15 protein-coding genes and 1 pseudogene are annotated in these 15,797 nt (G+C 62.5%); 13 read left to right on the top strand and 3 right to left on the bottom strand.

Going from position 1 to position 15,797, the window contains the following annotated elements; genetic code table 11:
* Window positions 1-40 precede the first annotated feature (40 nt).
* On the top strand, window positions 41-1,201 hold the full coding sequence (locus ACFJIU_RS14180; RefSeq protein WP_379072497.1) for a fumarylacetoacetate hydrolase family protein: 1,161 nt from the start codon (window positions 41-43) through the stop codon (window positions 1,199-1,201).
* A gap of 37 nt (window positions 1,202-1,238) precedes the next feature.
* Here ACFJIU_RS14180 and ACFJIU_RS14185 read toward each other — a convergent pair whose 3' ends face one another.
* Window positions 1,239-1,817: a TetR/AcrR family transcriptional regulator gene (locus ACFJIU_RS14185; protein ID WP_379072498.1), complete on the bottom strand. Its 579-nt coding sequence runs from the start codon at window positions 1,815-1,817 to the stop codon at window positions 1,239-1,241.
* Between the two features lie 196 nt (window positions 1,818-2,013).
* On the opposite strand from ACFJIU_RS14185, the gene ACFJIU_RS14190 reads away from it, so the two are divergent.
* From ACFJIU_RS14190 to ACFJIU_RS14210, 5 genes are all read left to right on the top strand, one after another.
* Complete coding sequence (locus ACFJIU_RS14190; RefSeq protein WP_379072500.1) at window positions 2,014-2,511, top strand: (2Fe-2S)-binding protein; 498 nt, start codon at window positions 2,014-2,016, stop codon at window positions 2,509-2,511.
* The gene (locus ACFJIU_RS14195; protein WP_379072502.1) at window positions 2,508-3,566 is read left to right on the top strand and encodes an FAD binding domain-containing protein; all 1,059 of its coding nucleotides are present in this window, start codon (window positions 2,508-2,510) and stop codon (window positions 3,564-3,566) included. The genes ACFJIU_RS14190 and ACFJIU_RS14195 overlap by 4 nt, the downstream gene beginning before the upstream one ends.
* The gene (locus tag ACFJIU_RS14200) at window positions 3,556-5,814 is read left to right on the top strand and encodes a xanthine dehydrogenase family protein molybdopterin-binding subunit (protein WP_379072504.1); all 2,259 of its coding nucleotides are present in this window, start codon (window positions 3,556-3,558) and stop codon (window positions 5,812-5,814) included. Before ACFJIU_RS14195 ends, ACFJIU_RS14200 begins: the two co-directional genes overlap by 11 nt.
* Before the next feature lie 79 nt (window positions 5,815-5,893).
* Window positions 5,894-6,112, top strand: coding sequence for a hypothetical protein (locus ACFJIU_RS14205; RefSeq protein ID WP_379072506.1), 219 nt, complete (start codon window positions 5,894-5,896; stop codon window positions 6,110-6,112).
* Between the two features lie 206 nt (window positions 6,113-6,318).
* Window positions 6,319-6,762, top strand: coding sequence for a hypothetical protein (locus ACFJIU_RS14210; RefSeq protein ID WP_379072508.1), 444 nt, complete (start codon window positions 6,319-6,321; stop codon window positions 6,760-6,762).
* 68 nt (window positions 6,763-6,830) lie between these two features.
* On the opposite strand, the pseudogene ACFJIU_RS14215 reads toward ACFJIU_RS14210, so the two are convergent.
* Both ACFJIU_RS14215 and yghU read right to left on the bottom strand, forming a co-directional pair.
* Window positions 6,831-7,372, bottom strand: a pseudogene (locus ACFJIU_RS14215) (GNAT family N-acetyltransferase).
* Between the two features lie 44 nt (window positions 7,373-7,416).
* Window positions 7,417-8,286: a glutathione-dependent disulfide-bond oxidoreductase gene (yghU, locus tag ACFJIU_RS14220; RefSeq protein WP_379072510.1), complete on the bottom strand. Its 870-nt coding sequence runs from the start codon at window positions 8,284-8,286 to the stop codon at window positions 7,417-7,419.
* A 312-nt stretch (window positions 8,287-8,598) separates the two neighbouring features.
* Between yghU and ACFJIU_RS14225 the strand changes: the two genes are divergently transcribed.
* The 7 genes from ACFJIU_RS14225 (at window position 8,599) to ACFJIU_RS14255 (ending at window position 15,784) form a co-directional block, all read left to right on the top strand.
* Window positions 8,599-8,925, top strand: a complete 327-nt coding sequence (locus tag ACFJIU_RS14225; protein ID WP_379072512.1) for a hypothetical protein — start codon at window positions 8,599-8,601, stop codon at window positions 8,923-8,925.
* A 148-nt stretch (window positions 8,926-9,073) separates the two neighbouring features.
* Window positions 9,074-9,451: a phospholipid-binding protein gene (locus ACFJIU_RS14230; RefSeq protein ID WP_379072514.1), complete on the top strand. Its 378-nt coding sequence runs from the start codon at window positions 9,074-9,076 to the stop codon at window positions 9,449-9,451.
* 80 nt (window positions 9,452-9,531) lie between these two features.
* Window positions 9,532-10,230: an HAD family hydrolase gene (locus tag ACFJIU_RS14235; protein WP_379073097.1), complete on the top strand. Its 699-nt coding sequence runs from the start codon at window positions 9,532-9,534 to the stop codon at window positions 10,228-10,230.
* A 137-nt stretch (window positions 10,231-10,367) separates the two neighbouring features.
* Window positions 10,368-11,474 carry a glycosyltransferase family 4 protein gene (locus tag ACFJIU_RS14240; RefSeq protein ID WP_379072516.1) on the top strand — a complete coding sequence of 369 codons (1,107 nt, stop codon included), beginning with the start codon at window positions 10,368-10,370 and terminating at the stop codon, window positions 11,472-11,474.
* Window positions 11,471-13,636 (top strand): glycogen debranching N-terminal domain-containing protein, encoded by a 2,166-nt coding sequence (locus tag ACFJIU_RS14245; RefSeq protein WP_379072518.1) that lies wholly within the window; start codon window positions 11,471-11,473, stop codon window positions 13,634-13,636. Before ACFJIU_RS14240 ends, ACFJIU_RS14245 begins: the two co-directional genes overlap by 4 nt.
* A gap of 113 nt (window positions 13,637-13,749) precedes the next feature.
* A complete protein-coding gene (locus tag ACFJIU_RS14250) occupies window positions 13,750-15,519 on the top strand; it encodes a trehalose-6-phosphate synthase (RefSeq protein WP_379072520.1) in 1,770 nt (589 codons plus the stop codon).
* Window positions 15,520-15,562: 43 nt separating this feature from the next.
* Window positions 15,563-15,784, top strand: a complete 222-nt coding sequence (locus ACFJIU_RS14255; protein ID WP_379072522.1) for a hypothetical protein — start codon at window positions 15,563-15,565, stop codon at window positions 15,782-15,784.
* Window positions 15,785-15,797 lie beyond the last annotated feature (13 nt).

Raw genomic sequence — 15,797 nt, forward strand, 5'->3', positions numbered from 1 at the left:
ACATTCCGAAAATCGAACCTAATCGCCTAAACAGGAGCAAGTGACAGTGACAATCGCGCATGATGTCTTCGCAATCGGCACATTCGTCGGGCGGGTCTGGGACCCCTCGATCGCCGGCCCCAGCCTCGTCGCGATCCGCAACGGCAAGCTGATCGACATCACGTCAAAAGCCACACCAACCATGCGCGACCTGCTCGAACGCGAGGACGCCGCGGAATATGTCGCGCAAGCCGACGGCCCGGCACTGGCATCGCTGGCGGAGCTGCTTTCACAATCCGGCGGCGACCGGGATCCGCAGGCCTTGCATCTCCTGGCACCCAACGACCTTCAGGCGGTCAAGGCCTGCGGCGTAACCTTTGCGCGCTCGATGATCGAGCGTGTCATCGAGGAACGTGCCGCCGGCGACCCGGATCTGGCCATCAAGATCCGGGAAAAGGTCATTGCCATCGTTGGCGACAGCCTGCGCAACCTGAAGGCAGGCTCGGCCCAGGCAGCCAAGGTCAAGGAAGCGCTGATCGAAGATGGCGTCTGGTCGCAATATCTGGAGGTCGGGATCGGTCCTGACGCCGAGGTCTTCTCCAAGGCGCAGGTGCTTTCCTCGGTTGGCCACGGTGCGGATGTCGGGCTTCACCCAATCTCGAAGTGGAACAATCCCGAGCCGGAAATCGTGCTTGTCGTGAACTCGGCCGGCACGGTGAAAGGCGCGACGCTCGGCAATGATGTGAATCTGCGCGATGTCGAAGGGCGATCGGCATTGCTGCTCGGCAAAGCCAAGGACAACAACGCCTCCTGCGCGATCGGACCGTTCATCCGGCTGTTCGACGCGACCTATACGATCGATGACGTGCGCAATGCCGAACTGAGGCTGAAGGTGGTGGGCGAAGACGGCTTCGTGCTCGACGGCAGAAGCTCGATGAAGGAAATCAGCCGCGACCCGCTCGATCTCGTGTCGCAGACCATCGGCCGTCATCATCAGTATCCGGACGGCCTGGTGCTCTTCATGGGCACGCTGTTTGCCCCGACCGAGGATCGTGGGACGCCAGGGCAAGGTTTCACCCACAAGATCGGCGACGTCGTCACGATTGCCAATGACCAACTCGGCTCGCTGACGAACCGGGTCCGCCTCTCCACGGATTGCCCGCCCTGGGTTTTCGGGCCATCGCACCTGATGCGCAACCTGGCGGCACGACAGCTACTTTGAATGCAGCCGAGCTGTTGAGCAGCCTTTGGAGCGGGTCTCAGCGTCTGCGCAAGCCGTCCACGAAAACATCGACGAGACGCAGCGCGGTCGGCTGCCATTCCCCTGCCCCTTGCGAATAGAAGATGCCGACCAAGGTCCGCAGCAGGTCTCCCGGCGAAATGTCCGAACGCAGTTCGCCGGCGGCAACACCGCGTTCGAGCAGCATTGCGATAGCCGCGGTCAGCCGCTCGAAGGAGTAGGCCTTCAGCTCAGATGAGCCGTGCGCCACGAGCTGCAGCCCCTCGATCATGCCTTTCTTGGTGGCGACAAGACGGACATTGGCATGCAGCCACCTGCGTAGCGCTTCGACCGGCTCGGTGTCCGCGGTCAGTCGTTCGGCAAGGTCGGTCAACTGGTCGACTTCGTGCCGATAGACTGCCTCGAACAGGGCTTCCCGCGTCGGAAAATGCCGATAGAGCGTGCCGATGCCGACACCAGCCTGCCTTGCCACCGCTTCCAGGCTGGCTTGTGGCCCGCCGGCGCTGAAGATCTGCGTCGCAGTCTCAAGCAACAGCTGGCGATTGCGGATTGAGTCCGCACGTGGTTTTCGCCTTGCCTTTTCGCTCTTCAGTTCCATTTTCTCCAACGGGACATATTCCCCCTTGATAAACGGAGGCACCCTCCGTATATAGTAATGCAGATCGGAATAGTGCACAAAGGCAATTCCGGTCAGGGTCAACGGACCGTTTCGCACCAGATCTCTCCGCGCGCCCGCATCCTTCGCCGCTGGACAGCGGCTTTCCTATATCACGATCACTGAATGGAGTACCGCGATGTCACTCTCCATCAGCCTCACCATCAATGGTCAAGCACGCACGGTCGTGCTCGACGATATGCGTGTGACGCTGCTCGACCTTTTGCGTGAAAGGCTCGATCTGCCCGGCACCAAGAAAGGCTGCGACCGCGGCCAATGCGGAGCCTGCACCGTGCTCGTCGACGGACGGCGCATCAATTCGTGCCTGGCCTTGGCTGCAAGCCTCGACGGAGCCGAGGTCCTCACCATCGAAGGGCTCGCCGAGGGCGAAACGCTGCATCCGGTCCAGGCCGCCTTCATCGCGCATGACGGTTTTCAGTGCGGCTACTGCACGCCCGGCCAGATCATGAGTGCCGTCGGCCTCATCAAGGAGGGGCATGCACAGGGTGACCCCGAGCGCATCCGCGAATTGATGAGCGGCAACATCTGCCGCTGTGGCGCTTACCAGGGCATTACCGAGGCGATCCTGGAAGCCCAGAAAATGATGACCGAAGGCAAGCAGAGGGACGCGGCATGAATCGTTTCGACTACATACGTCCGGACAGCGTGCCGGAGGCAATCGCGGCCGCTGCCGTTGCCGGATCGACTTATCTCGCCGCCGGCACCAATCTGCTTGACCTGATGAAGGTCGGCATCATGCGGCCGGAGCGCGTCATCGACATTACGCGGCTGCCGGGCCTCGACCGCATCGAATGGCTGCCCGACGGAGGCGTGCGGATCGGTGCCATGGTCCGCAATTCCGATCTCGCTTATGACGCGCGTTTTGCGCGAGCCTTCCCGGCTGTGGCTGAAGCACTGCTTTCAGGTGCCTCCGCCCAGTTGCGCAATGCAGCGACCGTCGGCGGCAACCTGATGCAGCGCACGCGCTGCGCCTATTTCCACGATCTGGCAAGCGCCTGCAACCGGCGCATGGCCGGCTCGGGCTGCGATGCCCGCGACGGCGAGAACCGCCTGCACGCCGTGCTCGGCTGGAGCGAGCATTGCATCGCCACCCATCCATCCGATTTCTGCGTGCCGCTGGTGGCACTGGATGCCGTGGTCGAAGTCGAAGGACCGCACGGTGGCCGCGAGATTCCAGTGGACCTGCTGCATGTCCTGCCGGGTGCAACACCGGAACGTGCAACGGCCCTGGGACCGGGCGAACTCATCGTCGCTCTCAGATTGCCGGCGGAAGCAGCAGGTTTTTCCGCCAACGCCCGCTATCTGAAACTGCGAGAACGCACCTCCTATGCCTTCGCCGTGGTTTCTGCCGCGGCAGCATTGGAGCTCGAAGGCGGCCATATCCGCAGGGCGCGCATCGCACTTGGCGGTGTCGCCGCTAAGCCCTGGCGCGCCCGGGAGGCGGAAATGGCTTTGATCGGAGGGGCGGCCTCGAGGGAAGCCTTTGCAAAAGCTGCCGAACTGGCGCTGGCCGATGCGGCTCCCTCCGGCGACAACGCCTTCAAGATCGAACTGGCGCGCCGCATCGTTGCCCGCGCCCTGAGCCTTGCCCTGGAGGGTACGCCCGAGGTCATACCGGCGCTTCCGGCCTCGCCGTTCTCCACAACAGCTGGAGCAACCCATGTCGCTTGAGAACGTCTCCTCTCAGTCCCGCCGCCACGGGTCGAATGCCGGCCAGCCGCTGACGCGCCGCGATGGCGTGCTCAAGGTCACCGGCCGCGCGACCTACGCCGCCGATAACCACCCGGAGGGCATGCTCTATGCTGTCGCCGCCGTCAGCCGCATCGCACGCGGGCGCGTCACGGCGCTCGACGTTGCCACGGCCAAGGCGCATCCCGGCGTCGTCGAAGTCCTGACCCCGGCCAATCGGCCGCCGCTATCGCATGATCCAGACGAGAAGATGCCGCCGTTCGGCTTCCGCGTCGAGGTGCTGCAAAGTGATGAGGTGCGCTATGTCGGCCAGCCGATCGCACTTGTCATCGCCGATTCGCTGGAGGCGGCAACGGAAGGGGCTGCCCTGCTCGATCCGCGATACGACCTGGCCGAGGCCCGCACGAACCTCTCCAATGGCGAGCGGTTCGACGTCGACGCCGTGGGTATCGGCTCGCCGGCACGCACCGCCCATGGCGACATCGCGGCGGGTATGGCTGCCGCCGCTCACCTGACCGAGGCCGACTATGTGACGCCGGCGCAGTATCATAATGCGATGGAGCCGCACGCGGTGGTGGCTGAATGGGACGGCGATCGGGTAACGATCGACATGCCCAACCAGGCCATGGCGCTGAGTTGCGCCGCTTATGCCGCCTATTTCGGCATCCCGGCCGAGAATGTCCTGATCCGCTCGCCTTTTCTGGGCGGCGGCTTCGGCTCGAAGGCGATCCTCAACGGCCCGCAGATCGTGGCCATTCTTGCCTCTCGGATGCTTGATAGGCCTGTAAAACTGGTCCTCACCCGAGCACAGATGTACGGCCCGGTCGGGCATCGCGGCCACACCTGGCAGAAGCTGCGCATCGGCACCGACGGTGAAGGTCGCCTCACCGCCCTGCATCACCATGCGGTTGCGGCCACTTCCAGCTTCGACGAGTTTCTCGAGCCGTCGGCAAACGCCTCGCTGCCGCTCTATGAAAGCCCAGCCATCCTCGTCGAACATGAAGGTCTCAGGCTCGATACCGGCACGCCCGGGCCGATGCGCGCGCCCGGCGAAGCCTCCGGATCAGCGGCGCTCGAAGTTGCGATGGACGAGGCCGCTGTCGCCTGCGGCATGGATCCGCTGGACTTCAGGCTGGCCAACTACGCCGAAACCGAGCCCGGCACCGGACGGCCGTTCTCATCCAAGGCGCTGCGGGAATGCTATTTCGAAGGTGCAAAGCGCTTCGGCTGGGCCGGGCGGCCGCTTGCCCCTCGTCAGATGCGCGACGAGAACGGTTTTCTTGTCGGCTGGGGCATGGGCACGGCCGTTTTCCATTGCCCGCATTTCCCGGCTGAAGCCCGCGCCACCTTGCGCGCCGACGGCACGGCCCTGGTGGAGACATCCGGCGCCGACATGGGCCAGGGAGCCTGGACGGCACTTGTACAGATCGCGGCGGAAGCACTCGGCCTCGATCCTGATCAGGTCGAGTTCCACTCCGGGGTTTCGAGCCTGCCTGACGGGGGCATCGCCGGCGGTTCCGGGCATACGGCCAGTGCCGGCCTGGCCCTGAACAATGCAGGCGAGGATGCGATCGCCAGGCTGGCGGCATTCGCCACTGCCGATCCGGCATCGCCGCTTTTCGGCGCCGGCAACATCGGTGTCGTTGCGCGGTCAGGACGGCTCCATCGGCTGGACGATGAAGGCCGCAGCGAAAGTTATGTCGAGATTCTGGCCCGCGCCGGTCAGTCCGAAGTGATCGGCACAGCCAAGGCGGCGCGCGACCAGGAGGCTGCAGCGCGCCATGCGATGTTCTCCCACGGCGCCGTCTTTGCCGAGGTGAAGATCGATCCCGATCTCGGGCAGATCCGCGCAACGCGCCTGGTTGGCGCTTTCGCCGCCGGTCGCGTGATCAATCCCCGCCTCGTGCGCAGCCAATACTTCGGTGGCATGATCTGGGGAACATCCTTTGCACTGCACGAAGAGGCGATAACCGACCGCAGGACCGGCAGGATCATGAATGCCGACCTCGCCGAATATCACGTGCCGGTCAACGCCGATGTGCCCTCCCTGGATGCGATCCTGATTCCGGAGGATGACCCCTACGTCAATCCGCTCGGCATCAAGGGTGTCGGCGAGATCGGCATCACCGGGACTGTCGGAGCTATCGCCAACGCGGTGTGGCACGCGACAGGCGTGCGCGTGCGCCGTTTCCCGATCCGCATCGAAAATCTCATCGCCGGCCAGTCCTGACACGCGAATACGAAAGAACAATCAAACCACTGTCATCAAGCCTGCGACACGATTGATCCCAACCACCATTGGAACAGCAATGCAGCAGATCCTAGTCACCACACCGTTCGGCAAGCCGCCGTTGGCCTGCGCCGTCGAACCCGAAACGTTCCTGGCCGAAGCAGACAAACTTCACCGCACGATCGTCCGCCTCCTCCAGGCATCGCCTGCGGAAGCAAGTCTGACCTTGATGCGTCTCGACGCAATCCTCGCGAATGCCGTCGTGGAAACGCTTGGACGCTCACCAGGCTGGAAATAGCAGAGCCAGCCTGGTCGACAGCTGCGAACCCCGCCATTGGCGGGGTTTTTCATTAGATCCCGCTAAATTTTCCAGTGTTGTGTAAAGCCCTTCATAGATGACGTTTCGGCTCCTTCGCATTCTCCCCGCGCGGCCCGACGTGGACCCAGGTCCTCGCCCCAAACACCAAGTCAACGCGCGGACGCCGCCCGCGGAAGGAGGTTCCGATGAAGTTGAATGCCAAATTGCTCGCCATTATCGGCAAACGTATTCCCGCCATTTATGACGTCATCCCGCGAGGGCCGCAGGCCTCCCTGGCCTATGTCGCGCTCAACCCGCAGCCGCTGCCGCCAGGACATCTGGGAGCAGCCGTGGCGTCTGAGTTCATTCGGTCCGCCTGGTTGGCCGACAGGGCTGGCCTGGATATGAAGCAGGTTTTCGACGATCTGGACGACTGGTGTCCGACAAGACCGAAAAAGATCAAGCTTCCACCCTGGTGGCCGCCATTCCCGGAGCCGGAGCCGCATCCCGAATGGCTTGTCGATTTCCATTTCGGCTTTGCAGCCAGGGTAGCGGCGAGCGTTGCGGAAATTGGCGATACGTCGCTCGGCCAATCCCTCAACAGGGCGATCGACCGATCCCTGGCAGCAATCGAAACTGCAAAGATCTGACCATATCACGAACCAAGCGGATCAGTCGGTCGACTGATCCGCTTTCCGGTGAGCTAACTTCCCGCTTTTCAAGAAGACTCCTCACTCCAGGCCTCCCGGGTGATCGCATATTCGACATCGCCCTCTTCGGATCCGGGCAAGGGGTCCGGCCAGTCGAGATGGACCGTGCGGACGTGAACGAGCCCCGCTTTCTCCATCACCCGGCGCGAGCCGCTGTTCACGGACATGGTGTTGGCCACGATGCGGACAAAACCGAGCTGCGAAAACCCGGCATCGACAAGCGCCCTGGCACCCTCTGAACCATAGCCCTGGCCCAGGCCGCCCGCCGCAGGCGATAGCCTAGCTCGGCTGTGCCGTCACCATGATCGTACAGCGAGAACCAACCGACGAAGGCGCCGGTGGCCTTCGCCAACGCCACCCAGATGCCGGCTTCGCCACCGCGCGGCATCAGGAAATCAGCATCAGGGTCAACGCCATCCAGCGGGGTCGACCTGCCACCGTTCAGGAAACGCATTACCTCCGCGTCCTGCTCGAGCGCGAACAGATCATCCCTGTCACTTGCAGCGGATGGACGCAGCCTCAGCTGCGCCGTTTCGAGCATGATCGTCATGATCCGTGGCTAACATGGCGCGGCCCACCGCGCCATGGCGACAACTAAGCCGCTGCGAGCTTATCCTGCGTTCTGGTTTCGAAGTCGCTGGCATCGTGCCGTTCGCGCAACTGACCTGCCGGGTCGCCGGAAACACGGTTGACCATACGTCCCCGCTTCACCGCTGGCCGTGCGTGAAGCTGGTCGGCCCAACGCAGAAGATTCTTGTATTCATGCACGGAGAGGAATTCGCCGGCACCATAGTTCCAGCCTTTCACCATGCCGCCATACCAGGGCCAGATCGCCATGTCGGCGATGGTGTATTCGCTGCCCGCAACATATTCGTTCTCGGCCAGCCGCCGGTCGAGCACGTCGAGCTGGCGCTTGGTTTCCATGGCGTAGCGGTTGATCGCATATTCGATCTTTTCCGGCGCGTAGGCATAGAAATGACCGAAGCCGCCGCCGACAAACGGTGCCGATCCCATTTGCCAGAACAACCAGGACAGTGCCTCTGCCCGCGCCGGCTGTTCGGTCGGCAGGAAAGCGCCGAACTTTTCGGCCAGATAGACGAGGATGGAACCGGATTCGAAGACCCGGAGCGGCTCCTTGCCGCTGCGGTCGACAAGAGCCGGAATCTTCGAATTCGGATTGACGTCGACGAAACCGGAGCCGAACTGTTCGCCGTCGATCTTGATCAGCCAGGCATCGTATTCGGCGCCCTTGTGACCGGCAGCCAGCAATTCCTCCAGCATGATGGTCACCTTCACGCCGTTGGGTGTCCCCAGCGAATAGAGCTGAAGCGGATGCTTGCCGATGGGCAGTTCCTTGTCGTGCGTCGCTCCGGCGATCGGGCGGTTGGTGCTGGCAAAGGCGCCGCCGTTGGCCTTGTCCCAGGTCCAGACTTGCGGCGGCGTGTATGCGGATTGTTCTGACATTCTCGGCTCCCATCGGATCGGCAGATGGCTGGCCGGTGAACGGCCACCATCGCGGACCAATTACATAGGCGCCCGAGCCGACCTTTGACAGGCAGATTTTGTTCCAAAACCCAAGCGATCGTCGCAACGATTTTCCATGTTTGCCCGCGCCCGCAGCAGCAATGTTTCCGCTGGTCTCCTTTGGTATAGCTCCAGGCCGGCAGAACCGCCGCCCCTGATGTTTTCTTGATCTGGGATCGGCAAATCCCCAATCGAATTCTGATGCCGATGCGGCCTATCTGAAGTCTCCCAGATGGCCGGCGCAGCACGAGATTGCTGCTGATCGGCATAGATGCCGCGACCTTTGCCATGCTCAAACCCGTCTCCCAGTTCCGCTTGCTGACCAGAACGAACGCCATCCCAACCGAATACTTCATCCTCGCCAACCTGCAATCGGACGGGCCGGTAGTCGGACATCTTGCCGGCAAACCGATCCGCGAGGCCGTCATCGACCAGGATGGCCGACGTTACCGTTTCACCGGTGTCATGCCGCGCACACGGGGTGGGCGCTTCGCCGTGGAGAGCCTTGTTCCGGGCGAATGGATCGTGCAGCCCGGTCTGATCTACGCCCTGGACGAACCTGCAGCACGACGAGCCTGAAACTCGAATGCAGGAGACGGAAATCGCCGCGGTCCGCTCACGCTTATGTGCACGAACGAGACGGAACTTATGCAGCCTCTTCTGGTTTTTTCCGACAATCGTCGCCGCCTCGTCCCGAAGAAAAACCGGCGACGCGCGGGAGGCTGAGATGCGTGCTGCGCTGGTGTTCGGATTGCTCCTGACGACACTCTCGCCGGCATCCGCCAATATGGGCCTTGGGTTCGGCTGGGGTCCGACGAAGCAGTGCTTCGATCCCAACTCGCCGCCCATCACCGTCGCCGACGTCCCCCAAGGAACCGCGACGCTGCGCTTCAGGCTCACGGATCTCGATGCTGCCGATTTCAACCATGGCGGCGGCGATGTCAGCTTCAATGGCCAGGAAACGTTGCCCTATGGCGCGTTCACCTACAAGGGACCCTGCCCGCCTGATCCTTCTCGACCGCATCACTATCGCCTCTCCCTGCAGGCACTTGATGCCAGCGGTGCATTGCTGGGCAGCGCCAGGGCCGAAAGAAGCTTTCCCTGAACCCGATCCCAGGATGGGGGAACAATACCGCGCTGCCGCAGTTGAGAAACCGAACCGAAAGGAGAGGTCTCTTGATCGATGTGACGGCACTTGCCACCGACTATGATGAAACGCTTGCGGAAGAAGGCCTGGTCTCGGCGACAACATTGAGCGCGTTATGGAAGCTCAAGGACAATGGTCGCAGGCTCGTCCTGGTTTCTGGACGGCAGCTGCCCGACCTCCAGAGAGTTTTTCCGGACTTCGGCGTCTTCGACAGGGTCGTGGCCGAAAATGGAGCCGTCCTGTTCAATCCAACCACCGGCGATGAGAGGCTTTTGGCGGCCGCGCCTCCACCTGCCTTCGTTGACTCTTTGAGAAAACGCGGAGTCGATCCGCTGCTTGTCGGTCGATCCGTGATCGGCACGCTTGTCCCGAACGAGATGATTGTCCTCGACGAGATCCGGCGCCATGGCCTCGAACTCGAAATCATCTTCAACAAGGGCGCCGTGATGGTGCTGCCGACCGGCATCAACAAGGCAACAGGACTGATGGCGGCTCTGGACGATCTGGACATGCCGATCGACGGAGTGGTCGCGATCGGCGACGCCGAGAACGATCACGATCTTCTGCGCCGCGCAGGCTTTGGTGTCGCGGTGGCCAATGCGCTGCCGAGTTTGAAGAAAACGGCGGATCGGGTCACCCTGGCTCCCGCGGGTGATGGTGTCGTGGAGATCATCGACGACATCCTGCGCGGCGACATTGCGGTTGAAGGCACAGCACCATCGATGGTTCGGGAATAACTGCCTGACATCGGCCGTGCCAGACAGGCAGGCCGAATGTCCGCGAGCCCGATCCCGACATCTCCGCAAATGTCGGAACGATCCCGGCGCTGACGCATTTGGGTTTCATCACCGCGCCATAGGAGGACCGCCGGGCCATGAAAATTGCCCATGTCGCGCCGCTTTTTGAGTCCGTTCCCCCACAGCTCTACGGCGGCACCGAACGTATCATTTCATACCTCACCGAAGCCCTTGTCGAACTCGGCCACGAGGTCACCCTGTTTGCGGCGGGAGACGCAAACACATCAGCGACCCTGGTGGCCGGGCGTGAACGGGCACTTCGGCTCGATCCGCATCCTCTCAAGTCTGAGATCGCTGCCCATCTTTCCATGCTGCATGACGTCAAGGCACGAGCCGACGACTTCGACGTCATCCATTTCCACCTCAGCCATTTCCAGCACTTTCCGTTCTTCGACGATATGCCGGAGCGTACGGTGACGACACCGCATGGCCGGCTGGACTATGCAGACCTGGCGCCCGCCTATGCGCGGTTTCCAGAATTTCCGATGATCTCGATCTCCCAAAGCCAGAAAACCGGCCTGCCGGATGCCAACTGGCTTTCCACCATCCATCACGGCATTCCGCCCCAGCTCTACACGCTCGATGCGGAAGCCGGCGCGAACGGCACCTATCTGGCTTTCCTCGGCAGGCTCTCGCGGGACAAGCGGCCCGACCGAGCCATCGAAATCGCCCGCCGCACCGGGCTCAAGCTGAAGCTGGCCGCCAAGATAGGCGACGGCGATCGCGACTATTTCGCCGAGGTGATCGAACCACTGATCGACGGCGATCAGATCGAATATGTCGGCGAGATCCCCGAGCATGCCAAGAACGAATTTCTCGGCAACGCCGCTGGCCTGCTGTTTCCGATCGACTGGCCGGAGCCGTTCGGCCTTGCCGTCATCGAAGCAATGGCCTGCGGCACACCGGTCATGGCCTGGAGTTGCGGTGCGATGCCGGAGGTTGTCGACCATGGCGTCAGCGGCATTCTCGTAGAAACCCTGGAAGATGCCGTGACGACGATGCCAGGCCTGTTGTCGCTCGATCGGCGTCGCGTCCGTGCCACCTTCGAGGAGCGGTTTTCAGCTTCCCGCATGGCGCGGGACTACGTGAGCGCCTACCGGCAACTGGTTGGATCGCCGACGCAACTCGGAAAGCGTGTCTCCAGTAGAAACTCCAGTAGAAATCTCCCTGGAGCGATCCATTGAACACTGTACCGCTCGACGAGCACAAGCTCGATCCGGCCATCGCCCTCGCATCGCTTGACGAGGCTGCGCCAAGGGAACCGCATCGCCTGTTCGCCCTGAAACATGGCGACAGTTTTGCTGTCGCCGACGCCTATGGCGACATACGTGGTGTCGGCGACGGCTTCTTTCGCGACGACATGCGCATGTTGTCTGAATTCCGGCTCACCGTCGGCGGGCGCTCGACTTCCCTGCTTGGCGCTTCGCTCAGCCAGGACAACGTGCTCTTTTCGACCAACCTGACCAACCTGCCGATCAAGACCATGGACGGCAAGGAGATCCGGCAAGGCGCAATCCACGTCGAACGGGTGCGGCTGATCTGGGAAGACAGGCTCTACGAGCGCCTGACGCTTTCCAACTACGGCCAGGAGCAGTCCGGCATCCTGCTGTCACTCCGGTTTGCCGCCGACTTCCGCGATATGTTCGAAGTTCGGGGCACTGTCCGGCAGAAACGCGGCACCGCGCATCTCGCCGAGGCGGGGCAGAATTCCATCGTCCTGCGGTACCATGGGCTCGATGGTGTCGAGCGGGTTTCGGCGATCTCGTTCTCGCAGATGCCGGACCAGTTGATGCCGGATCAGGCCGATTTCTTCCTGACTATTGCCAAACGCGCCAGGCAGACGCTCTATGTCGAAGTCGGCAGCGATGTCGCGGCGCCGGAACGGAAGCGATTCCGGGCTGCAGCGGCGCGAGCCCGTTTTGCGATGCGCGCCAAACGCCGCCATGGTGCGACGGTTCACAGTTCCGGCCGGGTCTTCAACGACTGGATCAACCGGGCGCGTGCCGATGTCGCCCTGCTGACCACGGAACTGGAAACCGGCCCCTACCCTTACGCCGGCATTCCCCGGTTCTCGACCGCTTTCGGCCGCGACGGCGTGGTGTCGGCACTGCAGATGCTCTGGCTGAACCCGGGACTGGCGCGTGGCGTGCTGGCCTTCCTTGCGCAGCACCAGGCCACCGAGACATCGCCGTTCAGCGATGCCCAGCCCGGCAAGATCATGCATGAGACCCGCAAGGGCGAGATGGTGGCGCTCAGCGAGCTGCCCTTCGGCCGCTACTATGGCGGTGTCGACACGACACCACTCTACATCCTGCTCGCCTGCTCCTACGCCGACAGGACCGGGGACATGGATTTCATAGACCGGCTCTGGCCTTCGCTGAACGCCGCGGCCGAATGGATGATCGAAGCATCGAAGGAAACCGGTTTCGTGACCTATCAGCGGGCCGCAGCTTCAGGCCTTGCCAATCAGGGCTGGAAGGACAGCTACGATTCCGTCTTCCACGCCGACGGACGGATCCCGAAAGGTCCTATCGCCCTGGTTGAGGTGCAAGGCTACGTTTTTGCGGCGTTCCGCGGACTGGCAGCGCTTGCAGAGCGCCGCGATGAACCCGAGCAGGCCGCGGAATGGAACCGTCTGGCGGAAGCGCTCCGTGAGCGGGTTGAGGAGCGGTTCTGGATGGACGACCTCGACTATTACGCACTGGCGCTGGATGGCGATGGCGAGCCGTGCAGAGTGCGCACGTCCAACGCGGGACATCTGCTCTATGTCGGCCTGCCGAGCGCAAAACGAGCCGCGAAGGTGGCCGAGCAGCTGCTGTCGGCATCTTTCCATTCCGGCTGGGGCCTGCGGACGCTGGCCGATGATGCGGTGTTCTTCAATCCGATGTCCTACCACAACGGATCGATCTGGCCGCACGATACCGCCATTTGCACCGCCGGGCTTGCCCGTTATGGCACCCGCGAAGAGGTGGTGCGGCTCACAAGCGGCACCTTCGAGGCAGCGGTGCATTTCAACATGCGGCTGCCCGAGCTTTTCTGCGGTTTCACCCGCGCACCCGGCGAGGCACCGATCGCCTATCCGGTAGCCTGCCTGCCTCAAGCCTGGTCGGCCGGAGCGGCTTTCATGCTGATGCAGGCCTGCCTCGGTCTCCGCGTCGACGGATGGACGGGCTCCATCGAGGTGACCCGCCCTCGCCTGCCGATCGGTATCGACAATCTGACGGTCCGTCACATCCAGGTCGGAACCGTCGCCGTCGACCTGATGTTCCAGCGCGTCGGCGACCGCATCGGCGCTTTCCTCGCCGATCAGCATGAAGGGCTGGTGCCATTGATCGTACGCAGCTGAAAATCGGAACCATCGCGCCGGCGTCGCGTTGGACCCCATACCTGCAGCGCAGGCTATTCTTCTCGAAGCACAGGAGATGCAACCGACTGACCGGTCGGGAAGCGGAACCATTGATGACAACAAGCGATCTTGTGAACTCGCTTCCGGCTCTGTGGCTTGCAGTTCTGGCGACCTTTTGTCTGGCGGGAGTGGCCCTGGCAGCAGCACTGATACGATCCGGGAAATCCAGACCACCTCCCTTCGTTCCCGAGACGTCCCCGGATGCACCGCGGACATTGCTGCGCGAATTCGAGAAAAACGGCCATTCGGCGGACGCCGCCTTGGTCAAATGGTCACCCGAGACGCTGCGCAAGATTCTCAGCACGGAACTGCCCGACGCGCAGGTGATCGTCGTTTCCAACCGCGAGCCCTACATCCATAATATCAAGGACGACGAGGTCGAGCTTGTCGTGCCGGCAAGCGGGCTGGTCTCGGCGCTCGAGCCGATCACGCGGGCCTGTGCCGGCACCTGGATCGCATATGGCGGCGGGTCGGCGGATCGCCTTACCGTCGACGAACACGATCGTGTCGCCGTACCACCGGATGATCCCTCCTATATGCTTCGCCGCGTCTGGCTGAGCGAAGCCGAGCATGCGGGCTACTATCTGGGCTTTGCCAATGAAGGGCTCTGGCCGCTCTGCCACATCGCCTTCACCCGGCCGAATTTCCGGGCTTCGGACTGGGAGACGTACGAGAACGTCAACCGGAAATTCGCCGACGCTGTCGTTGCCGAGGCGCGGAACGAAAGGCCAATCGTGCTCGTCCAGGACTACCACTTCGCGCTGCTGCCGCGCATGCTGCGCGAGCAATTGCCTGAAGCGATCATCATCACCTTCTGGCACATTCCCTGGCCTAACTCGGAAGTCTTCAGCATCTGCCCGTGGCGCGAACGCATCCTGGACGGATTGCTGGGCAGCTCCATCATCGGCTTCCACACGCAGTTCCACTGCAACAACTTCATAGAGAGTGTCGATCGCTTCCTGGAGACGCGGATCGAGCGTGAAGACGCCGCGATTTCCTACCAGGGACAGACCAGCCTCGTTCACGCGTATCCGATTTCGATCGAATGGCCTCCGGCTGAGCTGGGCAAGGTGCCTCCCGTCGCGCGTTGCCGGGACAGTATCCGGACCCGGCTCGGTATCGCCGATGGTGTAAAACTATGCGTCGGCGTGGAGCGGCTCGACTACACCAAGGGCATCATCGACCGGTTCCGCGCGTTGGGCGAACTGTTCGACCGGCACCCCCAATGGATCGGCAAAGTGACGTTCCTGCAGATCGCGGCACCGAGCCGCGGCACGTTGCCGGATTATGAGAGGCTGCACCGCGAATGCGAACGCTGCGCGGAAGAGATCAACCAGCGCTATGGCCGCGACGGCTATACACCCGTGCTGTTCGTGGCCGAACACCATACGCGGCAGCAGGTCTACGAAATCTATCGCGCGGCCGATGTCTGCATGGTCACCAGTCTTCACGACGGCATGAACCTCGTCGCCAAGGAATTCGTCGCATCGCGCGATGACGAACAAGGCGTGCTGATCCTTTCGATGTTCGCGGGCGCGTCCAAGGAATTGCTCGAGGCGCTGATCGTCAACCCGTTCGATGCCGCCACGATGGGGGAAATGATACGGCAAGCATTGACGATGCCCCCTGACGAACAGCGTGATCGCATGCGCCGCATGCGCGAAATCGTGCGCGACAACAATGTCTATCGCTGGGCCGGCAGCATGCTTCTCGACGCGGCACGCCTGCGCAAACGGGCCGAGACCGAACTCGCGGCGACAAATTCCTCCATCGAAACCGGCAACGTCGTCAGCCTGCCGGAGCGATGGCGGGCAATGACATGACCATCGCCCCCTGTGATCAGGATCTGATGAGAGGAGCCCTACGATGTCAAACACAGCCGGCCTGTTCGAACAGATGATGCCCCGTTGGATACGACACCTCACCCGCGACAGGAGACAAAAAACATCGGCGCCCGAAGACGTCGATGCGCAATGGCGCGAGATGGCGGAGAACGATCTCTATGGCGCGAACACGCCCGACTACACGCATGTACCCAAGGAGAGCGCGCAAAGCGATCATCCGGTGAGCCGGAAGCCACGCCGATAACCGCCTTGGCCGG

The sequence above is a fragment of the Mesorhizobium sp. UC74_2 genome, from assembly GCF_042701485.1.
Taxonomy (GTDB): domain Bacteria; phylum Pseudomonadota; class Alphaproteobacteria; order Rhizobiales; family Rhizobiaceae; genus Mesorhizobium.